The following is a 15610-nucleotide window of genomic DNA, read 5'->3' as shown; positions in this document are numbered from 1 at the left end:
CACAACGCACGCTCGGAGAAGCTCCGCAAAGCCGTCACCGGGACCCGTCAACCGCTACAGTGATCACCGCTACCGGGTGAGCACTTTCGCTGAGCGAAGTTGAGCACTTTCGATGAGCGCCATCACCTGCGAGTTCATCCACGCTCTTGGTACCGGGCGGCACGCTACGTGACCGCCTTCGAGCAGTGCACCCAAGTCTTCCGCGAATACCAAGTGGACGTGATGACTCCTTCCTCGGCGCGACCGCACCAGCTGATCAGTAGCATCTACGCCGCCGGATCGGTCAGAGCGGAGTTGCCCGACGTGATGACTGCCGAGGAGTAGTACATCCGTCGAGTTGCAGAACTCAGTGTGGAACTGACCACCCAGGCGCTCCACCGCTTCACGGAGCACAGCCCGTGGATATAGCACCCCATCGAGGTATGCCCTGCCAGTCGCAGTCACACCAAGGCCCCTCAGACTCAAGACACCTTCACATTTCATAGGACCCTTCATAATCGCCTTGGCCAACGATATTGCCTGAGGTCCAATGGGACGCGGAGTCTTCTTACCGATGTCGATGGTCGGGCGACAGCAGTATGCCAAGGGGGCCGTCCTCTTAGTGGCCCGATTCCTCAGGGTGGGGGGTCGAGCTGGCGAACAGATGCTCCCACTGCCGGAAGTGAGTTGCTAGCCAGTCGTTCTGCTCGACGGTCGTAGCTACGCGAAGGGGAGCACCGTCAAGGGCGCAGTAGGCCGAATAGGAACCGATTTGGGGGGAGACCTTGATGCAATTGTCTGAACCCACCGCCAGTAGACCTCGGTCGAACAGAGCGTGGATGTCACGGCGCATGAGCAGACCACCATTGTCGCGGTGCTGGCCTTGTGAGGCATAGCTATATAGATGCGCAGCCTCAAGGGCCGGGCCCGGTGCGGGTCCAGTGAAGGCGCACACCAGACCGTGAGCAAGTACCAGGCGGGAGCGGAAGGTCGCCTGCCCTAATCTCGCCCTGACCAACCGTTCGACATGCCCGCCTCGGATCTGGCGAACAGCGGCGTCGACCACTGCCATCGGTGAGCCGAGCGCGACCTCGTCTATCGCATTACGGAACTCCACTGAGCGCAATTCGCGGATGCTGTTCTGCGAATAGTCATGAACACACAGCTTCATCAGGTCCTTCCGACCGAGTGAAGGCATGGGCACCGTCCACGCCTGGCCATGAGTGGACCTGAAGCGGTCCACCATCTTCTCGGTGTAGGCCGGTGTGCCGAAGGTTGCGTTGCATTTTTCGCATCGGTACCGCGGTCTGGCCTTTTTCCGACGAGCGACGTTGATGTTTGCGCAATTGGGGCAGCGTCCCATCCGCTTCCGCCCACGGCTGAGGTCGATGGATTCGATTACAGAGAACCCGACCAACTCGGACTCGTCCCAGATTGCAATTAAGTCCCCAGCCTTGATCTGCTTGGAGTTAGCCACGTTGCTGTCCCAGCTGTAATGAGTCTCAACTACGTCGTCGTACACAGACCCTCCGCCCAGACGTCGATAGTCCAGTTTGGACGCGACGAGCCACGCACGGGCGGAATCGGACACAGATGTGTCACGAACAGTGAAGCCCAAGTTGATGAGTGCAAGCACCCTCGTGGCCCGCTCATCATCCGTCAGTGGTGACGGCAAAGCTCCGCCAGTCGCGAAGTGGTGGGCCTCAAGCACGATGGCCGTTGTGTCGTATTCTTCGCCATCATGAAGAAGCACTGAGGCCGTTGTCGTTGCGAGCCCATGCTTGGCCAATAACGCGTCACGACCGAGGTCGTCGTATGCAGCCACCGCCTGCAGAACTGCATCGCTGGTGAGTTCCGTGAGTGCCATCACGTCACACTATCCGCAGCCCCAGACAGCGACTTGAGGTGAAGGAGAGAGGGTCCTCTTGGTCAGATGTGGTACAGCACTGGCATATTGGTCGTCTGGTCCGATTGCTAGAAGAACCCGCAGGTGGAAGCTGTACCAATTAAGTCTCCCTATGACGGTTCTTTGTCTCTGCTCTTCTTCTGGAAAGTGTTCTAGTGAGCCACCAAGAGCTAACGTGGCCCTCCCGCAACGCGTAACGGTATTTTGTACCCCTGACCGTTCAGCACATCGGTAATAAGTGCGGTCACTGCAAGAGTGGCTGTCGCGGGAACAATCACGGAATCGTGAACCGGATATGGGGCGAACCCGTGGTTGCGCATAATCTCTAAGCGGATTTCGTGCACTAAGTCGCTATCCGTGCGCTGCAAGGTGACCCCGACGTCTTTGAACAGCAGTGGGGTGATGCTGGGGTAGCGCTCGACCAGCGAACCGATCAGCATCTCGACGAACGGGTAAAGGCTGGAGGCACCTCCCTTCGCGCCTCCAGCACCAACTGGTGGAGCAACGGGTAGTTCGCAGAACTGTTCAGCCAACGAGTGGACGACTTGTTCTCGGTTATCTCCGGAAAGCGCGGCGGAGCACACCACCTTCATCAAACTTCGGTCACAAGTTCCGACTCCGCCCAACCGGGGGATGTCGTCATAGAGATCCAACTCGTAGGGTGCGACAGCACCACTCAGAGCCAGCGCCAGACGCAGGTGAAGGTTGCACATGTCGATCTCAACCGTCGGTTCACCGTCGACATAGAGACGACGCCGATCACAAGATGCGAGCGTCTGCCATGTGCCTGGGCCGACAGAATAGGCCCGACCCCCCCGATGGAAGTCGGTGTTGAACTTTCGAATCAGACGGCTGTGCGGGAGTATTGCTCCATCCAAAGTCAACGTCTGTCCACGTTGGACGTCGTCCAGAGAGCGCATCTCCATCTCAACCTGCCGCGTCCACGAATTGTGATTGAAGTCGAGAAACCTTCCGCTCCCCCGATCCCGTAATTCTATGTGCGGAGCCAGATTCGTGAGCTGTGGAGACTCCCCGGCATCGACGCGGCAGTCGAGAAGCTCAAGCGCCAGAGCACTCAACGCGATTTGCGTCTGGACTCCGTCGCGAATACGAGGGCTAGGGGGCCGCCGGATCCCCCGCTGTTCAACCAGCAGCCCTATTCGCACGCCCTGGTCGATAGCAGTAACAATCGCCGCACTCGTGTAGGTCGGATCCCAGCGCTGCGCCGCAGGCAAGCCCTCATAGTGCGCATGGCTCCTTGATACGTGAACACCCTTGCCCGTAGCTTTCTCGGCCGCGAAGCAGGATCGCAGCAAGGATGCGAGAGCCAACGGCCACTTGGCATCCGACCGAGGTTGGATGACGTCGCTGATCGTCATCTGACTTTGAACAACTTCTAGGACCTTGTCGAGTTGATGCGGAGCCCATCCGTGTTCGTACGCAATAGAGTGACCGCGCATACGAACTTCAAGTGCTTCAAGACCACGTATCGGCCTGGTGTTCGCATCCCGAATACGTGCGGCTCCAAGAGAACTCGAGTCGTTGCACTGCGTCGTGATGACGGCTACGCTCACTGATGTCTCCTACGACATGCGGGCGCTACGGCCGGTTCTCGACCGTCGAACTACCCGAAAAGAAATCCTCACCGGGCCAGGTGAGGATTTTTTATTGCCAGGTCACGTAGGGCCTGGCCAGCTACCGCTAACCCACCCTGCTACCCGCCATGAGCCTGCGTCTCCAACCAGGCGTTCAAGTCTTCGACGCGGTACCGAATCTGCTTGCCAGCCTTGATGTAACGAGGACCTACCGCCTTCATCCTCCACACGGCGAGCGTTTGGACTGACACACCCGCAAACTGTGCGACGTCCGATGGACTCATCAACGCTTGAACGCGGCCCAGATCCGTTGTGCTGCCAGTCATTGAAGGCCTCTCGTGCTTGGATGATCTATTGCCAACAGCGTATCGCATTATGTGTTTGACGCCAAGTACATTACGTGAAATAGTCATGGCTTGGTCGCGTCTCACGCGCAGTAGCGTGGACAAGGAGGTCCGAATTGCCAAGCCCGGACGACGACGAAATCCGGTTCGCTCAGAGGATGCAAGAGCTGCGAGAGCGTCTTGGGATTAGCCAGAGCTCATTGGTAGCCCGATTACGGGAGGACGGCTGGCCGAAGGTTCACCAGACGACCATCAGTCGTATAGAGAAGGGCGAGCGCCCCGTGCGCCTTGGCGAGGCCCGAGCCATCGCTGCCGCCCTCCGTGTGCCTTTGAGCCGACTGGTCGAACCCGAGCCGGCTGCCATCGTCAGCGCTGAGCTGAGTCGCCATAGCGCTTCGATATACAACGCATTCTTCGAGCTCACCGAGCAGGCTCACGAGGTCCTCCGACTCCAAGAACAGCTCAGGGCGGCTTTAACTCGGTTCCACGAGGGTTCCTACCGAGTCGGGCACGCGCCTGGTCAGCCCATGTCGACATCGTTCACGCGGGAGGCCTTAGGTCCCAGCGATCCCCTAACGCTCACGCTAGAGGACGCCATAGCGGACGCTCGAGCGGGCTTCGAGCTAAACCCGTCCTCCCAGGCCAAGATCCGATTTGAAATGGCAGAGGACCAACCATCGGCGGTCACTTTCAGTGACGGGCCTGAGCGATTCGAGGGCTGAAATGCCGCGTCACCCATTACCCATAGGCACCTACGGCAACATCAGCGCCAAGCGGCAGCCCAACGGTTCTTGGCGTGCCTCTGCCCGGTATCGAGACCAGGACGGAAGGACTCGAACGGTTCAGGCATTCGCCAACTCCGCCAACGCGGCAACTCTCCGTTTGAGACGGTCGATGCAGGATCGAGTGGAGGCTACCGGTCAAGAGATCAACCGGCAGATGCGTCTAGATTCGGTTGCCACACTATGGCTGGACGAGATCGTTTCGACTGGCAAGCTGTCACCTCAAACAGTGGCGCAGTACACCACCGACGTCCGTGTCTCCATATCCCCTCAGCTGGGTGGTCTGCGCCTCCACGAATGCACGACGTCCCGACTCGATACATTCTTGAAAGCTGTTGCCCGCGAACATCCAGCGAAGGCTCGACGACTCAAGGTGATCCTGTCTGCCGTACTCGGTCTCGCAGTGCGCCACGATGCAATGCCCACTAACCCCATCAGGGAGGTCGCGGGCATCCGTGGATCGAAGAAGGTGGTCCGGGCCCTAGATCTGGACGAGCTGAAAGCCCTGCGTGAGCACGTTCGTCTCTGGGAGGCGGGCGGCGCGGGGCCGGTAGTCGGTCGGCAACGAACAGGCCGCCCACGTGTGAGTGGGCTACTGGACGTGGTGGACGTCCTCTTGGCCACAGGCGCACGCATTGGTGAAGTGCTAGCTATTCGGTGGTCAGACATCGACCTGTCCGCCACGCCTCCCCGCTTGACCATCTCCGGAACTGTTGTGCGCCTCCCTGGACGGCAGGCAGAGGGAGGTGGCCTTGTCAGACAGGCACACACGAAAAGCGCCTCCGGATTTAGGACGGTCCTGATACCGAAGTTCGCTGTAGAAACGATCATGCGCCTTCAGATCGACGCCGCCTCCAATCCCTGGGACGTGATCTTCCCGTCATCGATAGGGACCCTCCGTGATCCGCACAACCTCCGCCGGCAATGGAGAGATGCCCGGGGTGACGCGTTCGCATGGGTGACACCTCATGCGTTCCGTAAGACGGTTGCCACGCTGATCGACCGGGAGCGTAGCGAGCACGACGCGGCGGCTCAGCTAGGGCACTCCGGGTCGGCCGTTACGAGAAAGCACTACATCCAGAAAGCCTCGTCCGCGCCAGATCTCACCCATGTGCTCGAACTTCTGTCGGATGCTTCTACCTCTCATCAGGATCTCGGCCCTGGGTGAGTGCGAGGATCATCCAGTGACGGACGAGACCTTTGGCACCAAGCACCTATACACCGCAGTACAGCTTTCGCTTGAGCACTTTCATCGGGAGTCGAATCTTAAGAGGAGCGGAGTCGGTACCGGCTTTATCCTAGTGTCGGCAAAGTCGGGATCGGCCTACCTTGTCACCAACCGCCACCTCACCGACCTCCCTTATGCCGACCATAAGGGGTATGGGTACCAACTGGGCGGCATCGCAATCTCGGGCTACTCGCAGCACACGCGTTGCCTGGATGCCGATGTCGTCCATCAAACTCATCTCGTCGACCAACCAGTCTGTGCGTACCCAGCCGACGACTCCGTCGATGTCTGTGTAGTCAGCCTGGGCGAAGCGTCTCTACTTCCAGGCTTTAACACCATGGGCGTGCACGCCCTTGCTTCGGGTGACGCGTTCCGCAATGGGACCGTCCACGTAGGATCGCAGGTCCTTACGCCTGGCTACCCCTCCTTCAACAAGGAACTCGCTGATCGTCCAATCCTCGTAATTGGAACGGTGTCCAGCGATCCCCGTTACGACGCTGTCATGGGTTCTCACGTCTATAGCAACCGAGTTCTGTGCCAGTCATTCAGTAGAGCGGGGATGTCCGGCTCACCCGTGATGGCCATCGCGCCAGCCGCGACTAGCTTCTGGGGTGAGCAGTCGATTCAGGTCGTCGGACTGAACACCGGTCACGTTTCGTTTGACGACCCGACGATCATCAACGGGCCGCCAAGTGTTCTGACGCTCTTCACGCCAGCGACTGAGATCGCAGCCGTTATCCACAGCTTCGAAGGCGAAGGTGACCCGATCTCTACCGACGACATCACAAGTCCCATCTCGGCCTCACCACCAACCAGCTCCGCCCGCGAAACAGGGCTTTGACGCAGTCGACGCCGAACCGCAAGGGCAGACATCTCGTGGTCTGTTTTTCGGGGGGCGGGTCGCACGGCCTTATCTGCGGTTACGCATCGCCGCGGCCGCAAAAAAGTGTCGATTCCGTGTCAAAAAGCCGTTCTGGCTAGGCAACAAAACATCCCCCTACCGGCATCGCTGCTGGTAAGGGGATGTTTTTCCTGTGCGCCCGAAGGGATTCGAACCCCTAACCTCTTGATCCGTAGTCAAGTGCTCTATCCGTTGAGCTACGGGCGCATGTTCAGTTGTGCCGGTTCCGAAGAACCGACGTGCCGATCCTTGCGGATCAGCGTGGCGGAGGCGAGAGGATTTGAACCTCCGGACCCGGTGAAGGGTCAAGTCATTAGCAGTGACTCCCATTCGGCCGCTCTGGCACGCCTCCTAGGCTGCCGGCCCTCTCGGACCGCCGAGGAAAGAGATTACACACGGCTGAGGCCAGAAGGCAAAACGGCTGGTCGACGCCTTCGGTTCGCACGGCGTTCGCGTAAAAGATGCTTGTTGCTCGTCACCGCATGAAGCTGTCGAACCAATCGAAGATGCGGGTCTGCGCATCGACCAGAGCGGCCTCGGCGGGATCTGTGTGGTCGCTGCTGCCCGGTTGTTCCTTCGGATGGTCGGCTCGATGCTTCACACCGGAATAGCTGACGACGTTGGTGGCCACTGAGGCGCGCGTGGCGGCGTCGCGGAGGGCTTCGATGTGATCGGGTGGGGTGTGCGGGTCGTCCTCGCCGTAGAGACCGAGCCAGGGCGCCTGCAGTCGGGGTACGGCCTCGACCAACGCAACCGCGTCGGAATTGAGCGGTTCCACGATGCCCGCTGCAGCGACACTGACCGCCGCGCCGACCGGTCGACTGGTGGCCACGATGAGCGCTGCCGTTCCTGCGTCGTCGAATCCGATGACCCCGACACAATCGGGGTAGACGCCGCGTTTGACGAGCCAGTCGGCGGTGGCGTCGAAGTCCGCGAAAAGGTCGTCTCCGAAGACCTCCTTGTCGTCCCCGTGGCCTCGATGGAACAGGTTGGGCGCGACGGCCAGCCAACCTTCGAGAGCGAGTGCGCGCAGCAGGTCGAGCAGAGACTCGGGCACCTCACGCGCCTCGTGCAGCACGACGATTCCGCCGCGAGGTGGACCATCGGGTTCGACGGCCGTCAACGGAACCTTCTCCTGTGGTGGTGACTCGTGCGCGGACGTATCCACCACGTCGTCTGCGCCGAATGTGGGCGCGGGGGCGGAACGAAGGACTGCGGCGTCGCTGAAGATTCCCGACATACTTACCGAAGATAGGACGATCGGTCCGGTCATGCACAGCAATATCACGGACGCGTAGAAGTCAACCCCGAACCTGGGCGCATAATGGCAGCCGTGAACGCGCACATCCGCCCCGACCTCGACGCAATCCCCGCTTACATTCCCGGCCGTAGCTTTCCGGGGGCAATCAAGCTGGCGAGCAACGAAACGACGCAGGGCCCGCTCCCCAGCGTGCATGCAGCGATCGCCGAGGCCGTCGGGGGCGTCAACCGCTACCCGGACATCCGGGCGACGGCACTCGTCGAATCCTTGGCGAAGAAGCTCGGAGTTGCGACGGAAAATGTAGCCGCCGGTAACGGTTCGGTTGCACTGTGCCAGGAGGTCGTTCAGATTACCTGTGGCCCCGGCGACGAGGTGCTGTTCGCGTGGCGTTCGTTCGAGGCCTACCCGATCATCACGCGCGTTGCGGGCGCGACGCCCGTGCAGGTTCCGCTGACCGCAGACCACGTGCACGATCTCGACGCGATGCTCGCCGCCATCACCGACCGCACTCGCCTGATCTTCGTGTGCAACCCCAACAACCCGACCGGCACCGTCGTCCAACGCGACAGGCTCGAGGCGTTCCTCGACGCGGTGCCGTCGAACATCCTCGTCGTATTGGACGAGGCCTACTTCGAGTACACCCGTCCCGCTGCCGACGGCGATCACGTCGACGGCGTGGAACTCGCCCGTGGACGACGCAACGTGATCGTGTTGCGGACGTTCTCGAAGGCCTACGGACTCGCGGGCCTGCGGGTGGGCTACGCGGTAGCCGATCCCGAGGTGATCACGGCACTGTCCAAGGTGCGGATTGCGTTTGCCGTCAGCACGATTGCCCAGCAGGCGGCAGTGGCGTCGTTGGAAGCATCCGCGGAGCTGCTTGCCCGCACCGATGCGCTCATCGCAGAACGCGATCGCGTCCGCGACGCGCTGGTCGGCGGCGGGTTCGACGTCGGCGCGTCGCAGTCCAACTTCGTCTGGCTGCCGCTGGCCGAGCGCTCCGGTGACTTCGCTGCTGCGGCGGCGGAACAGGGTGTACTGCTGCGCGCCTACGGAAACGACGGCGTGCGGGTCACCATCGGCGACCCGCACGAGAACGACGCATTTCTGAAGTGTGCTCTACAGGCCTAGCGCACGTTCGAGCGTCGGCCAGGATTCACGCAGATCGTCCTGCCAATACGGCCAGCCGTGAATTCCGTAGGGGCGATAGACGGTTGTCGCAGGGATGTCCAACGCGCGCAGTCTCGTATCGAACACTGTCGTGCAATACAGCGCGGCGGCCTCGAGCGGACCGCCCATGAGCGCACTCTCGACTCCGCTGCCTCCGGGGCCGAGTTCGTAGGGGCCGGGCAAACCTGTACCGACGGAGATGTAGACGTCTTTGCCGCGGAGGGCCTCGGCGTTGCGTGACGGGTCGTGCTCGACCCACTTGGGATCGGTGTTCTCGCCCCACATGTTGGAGGCGTTTCCGCCGTTGGTTGCGACGGTAGCGCGCACCGCGTCCTTGAAGTTGGTCTGCGAATTGTCGTAGCAACCGCTCAGGCCGGCGACGCCGGTGTAGAGATCGGGATGTCGTGTGATCAGGTCCATCGCGGCCTGGGCACCCATCGACACACCGGAGATCGCGTTGGTGCCGTTACCCGAGAAGCGCGCATCGATCAGCGGCGGCAACTCCGACGTCAGGAACGTCTCCCACTTGTTGACGCCGAGGACCGGATCCGGCACGTTCCAGTCCGTGTAGTAACTGCTCGATCCACCGACCGGGAGAACCACGTTGACCTGCTTGTCCGCGAAGAAGTCGACGATGTCGGTCTTCTGCGTCCAGGTGCTCTCCTGGTAGTCGGATTCCTTGCCTGCGCTGACACCGTCGAGCATGTACAGCGTGGGACGAGACATCGCCTGCGCGGCCGGCAGAAGAACTTGAACCTGAATGGTGCGGCCCATCGCGGGCGACTCGACCCACACCGCTGCACGACGATCGGTCAACATATCGACTCGATCGATGCGCGCCGACGCCATCGGCTGAGACTGGGCTTGCATGCCGGGCACCGCACCGCCACCGTCGGAACTGCCGGTACCGGGAAGCGGCTGCGCCCCGGCGAGACCCGACCCCAGCAGCGACACTGCCAAAGCAGTCCCCGCTACTGCCAACACTCGACGGTGCATCAGATTGCCCATCCTCCCCCAGCGCACCCTCACGGGTCGCAACACGAACCACATCCGTTACTCAACGTACCCACCGATATGCGCGCACGCCAAAGCTGTGGGTTCGCTCACAATAGCCGCGAGAAGGCGGGTACAAAAGTCCGCGTGATCCTTTGTTACATGTACTGAAGAAAGAACGGTCTACCTGGTCGGATGTCCTCGGTGCCACGCACGCTCGGAGGGCACTCGATGTGACATTCGGTGGCCTTTTCGGGGGTCGATGTCACATCGAGTGGACCTCTGGGTTGAGAGTCAGCCGCGTCCGGTCTCGCCCTGCAACTTGTCGATCATTTCCGACGCCTGTGCCTTGTTCAGACCCTCGGGAACTTCCTCGCCCGCTTCCTGCGCAAGTGTGCTCAGGTAGCTCTTCTGTGGGCCGGTCATCGGCTCGTCGCCGGTGACCCAATCGTCGGGATCCTTCTCGGGGTTCTGGTTGACCTGCTCGCTCTCGCTCATACGTTCGTAAATACGCCGAATGGGCGGGTTCCAAACACACTCGCCCTTCAGGTGGCGCGGACGTCGGTCGTACGAATGACTTGATTGACAGTTCAATAATCTCCCGGCAATGATCCAGATCACACTCCCCTCGATTGGAACCCAATGAAGACGAAGAACCTGCTGTTCAAGATCGGCATCTCGAGCGTAATTGCGGCGGCAGCCGTGGTCGCCGCCCCGGCCGTCGCCTCAGCCGATCCGATCACCGATTTCCTGTGCGGAGCTGGCTCGGCTCAGTTCTGCATCCTGCCGCCGCCGCCCGCCTTTGCACCCCCGCCTGCGCCGCAGGGTGCACCCGCGCCGCAGCAGCAGGGCGCGCCCGCCCCCGCACCTCGGCCCAGCGGATTCCAGTACAAGAACTGCGATGCTGCGCGTGACGCCGGGGCGGCTCCTGTCTACCGAGACGAGTACGGCTACGGCCCCCACCTCGACCGCGACGACGACGGCATCGGCTGCGAGTAGCGAACTCGCACTTATGTGGGCAGATCCCTCGGAATTGTCCGCATAAGTGCGATCTCGACGGGCGATACGCTCACTCGGTGAGACGTCGCCAGCAACCGCCCCTGGCGAAGCGGCACGGTCTCGATCCCGCTCGAATCCGGATGCCCGAGGACGGCACGTGGCGCACTGTTCGTGACTTCCTCGCCGCGTCAGAGTCACGAATTCCTCCGCAGAGGATCGACGCAATGCTGGACGCCGGCGAAGTCGTCGACATGGCGGGCCCCATCGCACCGGACGCACCGTATGTTCCCGGCGAGGCAGTCTGGTTCCACCGCGATCTGCCATCGGAAACCGTTGTGCCGTTCGATATCTCGATCGTGCACCGCGACGAAGCACTGCTGGTTATCGACAAGCCGCACTTCCTGCCGACCATCCCCCGCGGCGGGCACATCCTGCAGACCGCATTGGTACGACTGCGTCTCGAACTGGATCTTCCCCAACTGGTGCCCGCTCACCGCCTCGATCGCGTCACCGCAGGGCTGGTTCTGCTCGTCGTCGACCCGACACTGCGCGGCGCGTATCAAACGCTCTTCCAGGATCGACAGGTCCGCAAGGAGTACGAGGCAATCGCGCCCTACGACCCGTCACTCGCACTGCCGACCGTCGTTCGCAGTCGAATCGTCTCGGAGAAGGGGCAATTCACCGCCCGCGAGGTGGACGGAGAAGCCAACGCGCACACGACCGTCGAACTTCTCGACCATCGGCACGGACTCGGTCGCTATTGTCTGACCCCGTTGACCGGCCGCACTCACCAACTGCGCTTGCACATGAGCTCGTTGGGCGTTCCAATCCTGGGTGATGACCTCTATCCGACGGCAAGCGGACGAGCCGTCGACGATTTCACGAATCCACTCCAATTACTCGCCAGTGCAATCGAATTCACTGACCCGATCTCGAAGTCGATGCGACGCTTCCAGACCGGACTGAGCCTGGGTAGTTGGGCATCGGATGGCACGTCGTAAGACCCGACTCCGCTCGACTACTCGGGATTTCGATGACGCTCGGACTTCACCAGCTCCTTCGTGCGCACCAGGCGCAGCGCGGTGACCAACACGACGCCCCCGATGATGTTGAACAGCACCGTATATCCGAACCACTCGATCCAGGCGACATAGCTCACGTCCGCTCCTGCGTGGATGGCACCGAAAATCAGCAGGGAGTCGAGAATAGAGTGGAACAACTGCAATCCGGCCAGCAGGAACCCTGCCGCCATGGCGGCGATGATCCGCGCGACGTCGGAGGTTGTTCCCTGCTGCATGCGAGTCAGCAATGTCATCGTGCTGCCGCCCAGAACAGCCAGGCAGATCGACTGAAGATTCAGCGGTGCGTCGACGAAATGATGCGCCGCCTCGGACAACACCTCGAGCCACTGCGGAAACGCGTGCGCGATCAACCACATCACCACCCAACCGCCCAGCAAATTCGCCAGCAGCGTCCCGATCCACAGCCTTGCCAGCTGCAGAGGTGTGCCGTCGCGGGCCACCACCGCTGCGATCGGCATCAGAAAATCCTCGGTGAACAACTCACCATGGGCGAGATAGATGGCCACCAGGCCGATACCGAACGCCAGGCCGGCCAACAGATGACTGTCGGTCTCGTCCAACACCGCGAGATAGGCCATCACACCAAGAGCAACTTCGAGTCCGCCGAAGAATCCGGTGATCAGGACTGTGCGTACGGTGCGGTGCAATCGCTCGGCACCTTCGGAGACGACAGCGTCGAAACTTTCCTCGAGTTCCTCTTCCAGAGGTCCATCGTTGTCGCCGTCCCTGCGCCGCGCTTCTTCGCTCATTCGCAGGTAGTACCCAATGAACCGAGATCGATACCAGTCAGTCCGGAATCCTGTGTTCGAGTCCTACCGGCCCGACGAGTGCTTGTGGACGATCGGCGCTGACGAAGACCGCGCCGGCCAGATGTCGATCGAGTAGGACTCGACGGGTTCGTCGCCGTCCATCACCAAGTCGTAGTTCGAGCTTCTTCCGCTGGCACTGACACGAACCCGATGAAGCTCTGGACCAAGGGGAGTGAGGCCATCCCGTCCTCCGGGTATCCAATTCTCGAACGCCATACCCGCTGACAGGCGAATGCTTCCGGCCTCGGTCCGCAGGTCTCCCTCGTCGATGTCTTCCCATGAGTCGAGATCCAGATCAGGTTCATCTCGCACCATCCTCAGCTCGACTCTCACGAAACCACCTGAGATCCCTGTGCTGATCAGCGCTCCTCCGTCACCGAAGTACACAAAGCCCGGGACACCCTCAGGAGGCCAGATCAAGTCCAGGGATACTTGCTGAGCCAATCGCATCTGGCCGTCCGAGACTCGAACAGTCTCAATATGTCTCACCGATCGATTGTTCCATCCATCGGCTGCATGCGAAGGTTGTGGCGCATCCCTGGGAAAGCGACATGGATGCCACTCGGCCACCAGGGCAAACAAAACCGGCCCACCCTTGCGGGTGGACCGGGTTCGAACAACGAACATGTGGCGGAAGCGGAGGGATTTGAACCCCCGGACGCTTTTACACGTCTCTCGCTTTCAAGGCGAGTGCATTGGGCCGCTCTGCCACGCTTCCGTGTGCGATCTTAAACGGCCCGGCGGCCAGAGACCCAATCGCCCTCAGAGCCCGCCCCTCATCGTCGCGGTGTCGAGCCGGACGCGTCCATCGCGGCGTCGACCTTCTCGAAGATGTCACCCAGCACCTCGAGTTCGTGGGGCGAGAGGATGTCCAAGAGGTGCCGACGTACGCCGCGGACGTGGGTTGGTGCCGCCTCCGCAAGTCGCCGACGGCCTTCGTCGGTGATCACCGCGAGCACGCCCCTGCCGTCGTTGACGCAGGTGCTACGAGTCACCATGTCCTGCAGTTCCATGCGCCTGATCTGATGCGTCAGGCGACTTCTCGAGGACAGGACACCGTCGGCCAGCTCGCTCATTCTGACGGAGCCGTCGTCCGATTCCGACAGCATCACCAGAATGCGGTATTCCGCCATCGACAGATCGTGGCCGTCGTGCAGCTCCCTGTTCAACACCCCCATCAATCGTTGCCCGCCGTCCATGTAGGCGCGCCATGCTGTCATTTCCGCAGTATCGAGCCACTGCGGGTCCCCCCCGGAACCAACGGCTAGTTCGGCTGTCACCCGTGACATCCTAGGCAAGAAATCTACCGACGAGTAGCTTGCGATGGTTGAATGTTCGATTCGAGTCCGGGACCTAGGGTCGAGTTATGACAGATCCCAACATCGACCCACCTTTCGTTGCCGCAGCCGACAGATACGAGTCCATGGTCTTCCGGCAAGTGGGCTCCCGCGGGCCGAAGCTACCGGCGATCTCGTTGGGGCTGTGGCACAACTTCGGTGACGACGTACCGCTGATGAACCAGCGCGCGATCCTGCGTCGCGCATTCGATCTCGGGATCACGCACTTCGACCTGGCCAACAACTACGGCCCGCCGTACGGCAGTGCGGAGAAGAACTTCGGCCGCATCTTCTCGGAGGACTTCGCCGGATACCGCGACGAGCTGATCATCTCGAGCAAGGCAGGCTGGGACATGTGGCCCGGCCCCTACGGTTTCGGCGGTTCCCGCAAGTACCTGCTGTCCTCGCTCGACCAATCGTTGACGCGCATGCGACTCGACCACGTGGACATCTTCTACAGCCACCGACCCGACCACGACACCCCTATCGAAGAGACTGCAGGCGCGCTGATCAGCGCGGTTCAGCAGGGCAAGGCCCTGTACGCGGGCATCAGCTCCTACAAACCCGAGGGGACGCAGAAGATGGCGGACCTGCTGGCCGACGCGGGTGTTCCCCTCCTGATTCACCAGCCCAGCTATTCGATGGTCAATCGCTGGATCGAGCCCGAACTACTCGGCACCCTCGACGCGGTGGGCGCGGGCGTCATCGCGTTCTCACCTCTGGCCCAGGGCATGCTCACCGACAGGTACCTCGACGGTATTCCTGCGGATTCGCGAGCAGCACAGGGTAAGTCGTTGAACCCGGACTGGCTCACCGACGACCACATCGGGCACCTTCGGGCGTTGAACGACATCGCCTCGACTCGCGGCCAATCCCTTGCCCAACTCGCCCTGAGCTGGGCCCTGCGCGACCCGCGGGTGACCTCGGTACTGATCGGCGCATCGAGCGTCGAACAGCTGGAGAACAACGTGGCGGCGCTGGACAATCTCGACTTCACCGACGCCGAGCTCACGCAGATCGACCAGCACGCCGAGGACTTCGGAATCAACCTCTGGGACCTGTAAGAGTGCCTGCGGCAGTGGTGCGGTTAAGTGCCCCCTGGGGGCTGTCGCATTTTGATGGTGGGGCGTCTCGAGTGTCGAGGCGCCCCATTGTCGGTGGTGCGGGACAATGTGTTGGTGGCGAAGGGCTATCGACCGGTCGATCGTGATCAACAGTTTCTGATTC

The 15610-nt window shown here is 61.4% G+C and carries 15 protein-coding genes and 3 tRNA genes; 7 read left to right on the top strand and 11 right to left on the bottom strand.

The window, feature by feature from the left end; genetic code table 11:
* Window positions 1–598: 598 nt before the first annotated feature.
* The 3 genes from MTX35_RS24880 to MTX35_RS26160 all read right to left on the bottom strand — a co-directional run bounded on the left by MTX35_RS24880 (window position 599) and on the right by MTX35_RS26160 (window position 3764).
* A complete protein-coding gene (locus MTX35_RS24880) occupies window positions 599–1846 on the bottom strand; it encodes an HNH endonuclease (RefSeq protein WP_243597429.1) in 1248 nt (415 codons plus the stop codon).
* 209 nt (window positions 1847–2055) lie between these two features.
* Window positions 2056–3459 (bottom strand): hypothetical protein, encoded by a 1404-nt coding sequence (locus MTX35_RS24875; protein ID WP_243597428.1) that lies wholly within the window; start codon window positions 3457–3459, stop codon window positions 2056–2058.
* Window positions 3460–3599: 140 nt separating this feature from the next.
* Complete coding sequence (locus MTX35_RS26160; RefSeq protein WP_308198168.1) at window positions 3600–3764, bottom strand: helix-turn-helix domain-containing protein; 165 nt, start codon at window positions 3762–3764, stop codon at window positions 3600–3602.
* Window positions 3765–3940: 176 nt separating this feature from the next.
* On the opposite strand from MTX35_RS26160, the gene MTX35_RS26330 reads away from it, so the two are divergent.
* The 3 genes from MTX35_RS26330 (at window position 3941) to MTX35_RS24865 (ending at window position 6675) form a co-directional block, all read left to right on the top strand.
* Window positions 3941–4546, top strand: a complete 606-nt coding sequence (locus tag MTX35_RS26330) for a helix-turn-helix domain-containing protein (protein WP_374230355.1) — start codon at window positions 3941–3943, stop codon at window positions 4544–4546.
* 172 nt (window positions 4547–4718) lie between these two features.
* On the top strand, window positions 4719–5774 hold the full coding sequence (locus tag MTX35_RS24870; RefSeq protein ID WP_243597427.1) for a tyrosine-type recombinase/integrase: 1056 nt from the start codon (window positions 4719–4721) through the stop codon (window positions 5772–5774).
* A gap of 16 nt (window positions 5775–5790) precedes the next feature.
* Window positions 5791–6675, top strand: coding sequence for a trypsin-like peptidase domain-containing protein (locus MTX35_RS24865; protein ID WP_243597426.1), 885 nt, complete (start codon window positions 5791–5793; stop codon window positions 6673–6675).
* Window positions 6676–6869: 194 nt separating this feature from the next.
* Here the strand turns inward: MTX35_RS24865 and MTX35_RS24860 are convergent.
* From MTX35_RS24860 to MTX35_RS24850, 3 genes are all read right to left on the bottom strand, one after another.
* Window positions 6870–6942 (bottom strand) — tRNA-Arg (locus tag MTX35_RS24860).
* Between the two features lie 55 nt (window positions 6943–6997).
* Window positions 6998–7087 (bottom strand) — tRNA-Ser (locus MTX35_RS24855).
* Window positions 7088–7210: 123 nt separating this feature from the next.
* Window positions 7211–7975 carry a dienelactone hydrolase family protein gene (locus MTX35_RS24850; protein WP_243597425.1) on the bottom strand — a complete coding sequence of 255 codons (765 nt, stop codon included), beginning with the start codon at window positions 7973–7975 and terminating at the stop codon, window positions 7211–7213.
* Window positions 7976–8059: 84 nt separating this feature from the next.
* Here MTX35_RS24850 and hisC point away from each other — a divergent pair, with 84 nt between their 5' ends.
* Entirely contained in the window at window positions 8060–9124 is a 1065-nt protein-coding gene (gene hisC, locus MTX35_RS24845) for a histidinol-phosphate transaminase (RefSeq protein ID WP_279393668.1), read from the top strand.
* Here the strand turns inward: hisC and MTX35_RS24840 are convergent.
* Both MTX35_RS24840 and MTX35_RS24835 read right to left on the bottom strand, forming a co-directional pair.
* Window positions 9113–10159, bottom strand: coding sequence for an alpha/beta hydrolase family protein (locus tag MTX35_RS24840; protein ID WP_243597430.1), 1047 nt, complete (start codon window positions 10157–10159; stop codon window positions 9113–9115). The genes hisC and MTX35_RS24840 overlap by 12 nt on opposite strands.
* A 291-nt stretch (window positions 10160–10450) precedes the next feature.
* Window positions 10451–10654 (bottom strand): DUF3072 domain-containing protein, encoded by a 204-nt coding sequence (locus MTX35_RS24835; protein ID WP_243597423.1) that lies wholly within the window; start codon window positions 10652–10654, stop codon window positions 10451–10453.
* A gap of 144 nt (window positions 10655–10798) precedes the next feature.
* Here MTX35_RS24835 and MTX35_RS24830 point away from each other — a divergent pair, with 144 nt between their 5' ends.
* Together MTX35_RS24830 and MTX35_RS24825 are read left to right on the top strand one after the other, a co-directional pair.
* Window positions 10799–11155, top strand: coding sequence for an excalibur calcium-binding domain-containing protein (locus MTX35_RS24830; RefSeq protein ID WP_243597422.1), 357 nt, complete (start codon window positions 10799–10801; stop codon window positions 11153–11155).
* Window positions 11156–11232: 77 nt separating this feature from the next.
* The gene (locus MTX35_RS24825) at window positions 11233–12156 is read left to right on the top strand and encodes an RluA family pseudouridine synthase (RefSeq protein ID WP_243597421.1); all 924 of its coding nucleotides are present in this window, start codon (window positions 11233–11235) and stop codon (window positions 12154–12156) included.
* A 17-nt stretch (window positions 12157–12173) separates the two neighbouring features.
* Here the strand turns inward: MTX35_RS24825 and MTX35_RS24820 are convergent, their stop codons facing one another.
* The 3 genes from MTX35_RS24820 to MTX35_RS24810 all read right to left on the bottom strand — a co-directional run bounded on the left by MTX35_RS24820 (window position 12174) and on the right by MTX35_RS24810 (window position 14335).
* Window positions 12174–12986, bottom strand: coding sequence for a formate/nitrite transporter family protein (locus MTX35_RS24820; RefSeq protein WP_243597420.1), 813 nt, complete (start codon window positions 12984–12986; stop codon window positions 12174–12176).
* A 688-nt stretch (window positions 12987–13674) separates the two neighbouring features.
* A tRNA-Ser gene (locus tag MTX35_RS24815) sits at window positions 13675–13764 on the bottom strand.
* Window positions 13765–13822: 58 nt separating this feature from the next.
* On the bottom strand, window positions 13823–14335 hold the full coding sequence (locus MTX35_RS24810) for a MarR family winged helix-turn-helix transcriptional regulator (RefSeq protein WP_374230354.1): 513 nt from the start codon (window positions 14333–14335) through the stop codon (window positions 13823–13825).
* Between the two features lie 77 nt (window positions 14336–14412).
* Here MTX35_RS24810 and mgrA point away from each other — a divergent pair, with 77 nt between their 5' ends.
* Window positions 14413–15447 (top strand): L-glyceraldehyde 3-phosphate reductase, encoded by a 1035-nt coding sequence (gene mgrA, locus MTX35_RS24805; RefSeq protein ID WP_243597418.1) that lies wholly within the window; start codon window positions 14413–14415, stop codon window positions 15445–15447.
* Window positions 15448–15610: the final 163 nt, after the last annotated feature.

The sequence above is a fragment of the Rhodococcus sp. ARC_M12 genome, assembly GCF_022810385.1.
Taxonomy (GTDB): Bacteria; Actinomycetota; Actinomycetes; order Mycobacteriales; family Mycobacteriaceae; genus Rhodococcoides; species Rhodococcoides navarretei.
This window is presented reverse-complemented; position numbering and strand designations above follow the sequence as displayed.

Coding starts and splice junctions, on each gene's coding strand:
- MTX35_RS24880 (WP_243597429.1), bottom strand. CDS start 1,846: ATGGCACTCACGGAACTCACCAGCGATGCAGTTCTGCAGGCGGTGGCT.
- MTX35_RS26160 (WP_308198168.1), bottom strand. CDS start 3,764: ATGAGTCCATCGGACGTCGCACAGTTTGCGGGTGTGTCAGTCCAAACG.
- MTX35_RS24870 (WP_243597427.1), top strand. CDS start 4,719: ATGCAGGATCGAGTGGAGGCTACCGGTCAAGAGATCAACCGGCAGATG.
- MTX35_RS24850 (WP_243597425.1), bottom strand. CDS start 7,975: ATGTCGGGAATCTTCAGCGACGCCGCAGTCCTTCGTTCCGCCCCCGCG.
- hisC (WP_279393668.1), top strand. CDS start 8,060: ATGGCAGCCGTGAACGCGCACATCCGCCCCGACCTCGACGCAATCCCC.
- MTX35_RS24840 (WP_243597430.1), bottom strand. CDS start 10,159: ATGCACCGTCGAGTGTTGGCAGTAGCGGGGACTGCTTTGGCAGTGTCG.
- MTX35_RS24835 (WP_243597423.1), bottom strand. CDS start 10,654: ATGAGCGAGAGCGAGCAGGTCAACCAGAACCCCGAGAAGGATCCCGAC.
- MTX35_RS24830 (WP_243597422.1), top strand. CDS start 10,799: ATGAAGACGAAGAACCTGCTGTTCAAGATCGGCATCTCGAGCGTAATT.
- MTX35_RS24820 (WP_243597420.1), bottom strand. CDS start 12,986: ATGAGCGAAGAAGCGCGGCGCAGGGACGGCGACAACGATGGACCTCTG.
- MTX35_RS24810 (WP_374230354.1), bottom strand. CDS start 14,335: ATGTCACGGGTGACAGCCGAACTAGCCGTTGGTTCCGGGGGGGACCCG.
- mgrA (WP_243597418.1), top strand. CDS start 14,413: ATGACAGATCCCAACATCGACCCACCTTTCGTTGCCGCAGCCGACAGA.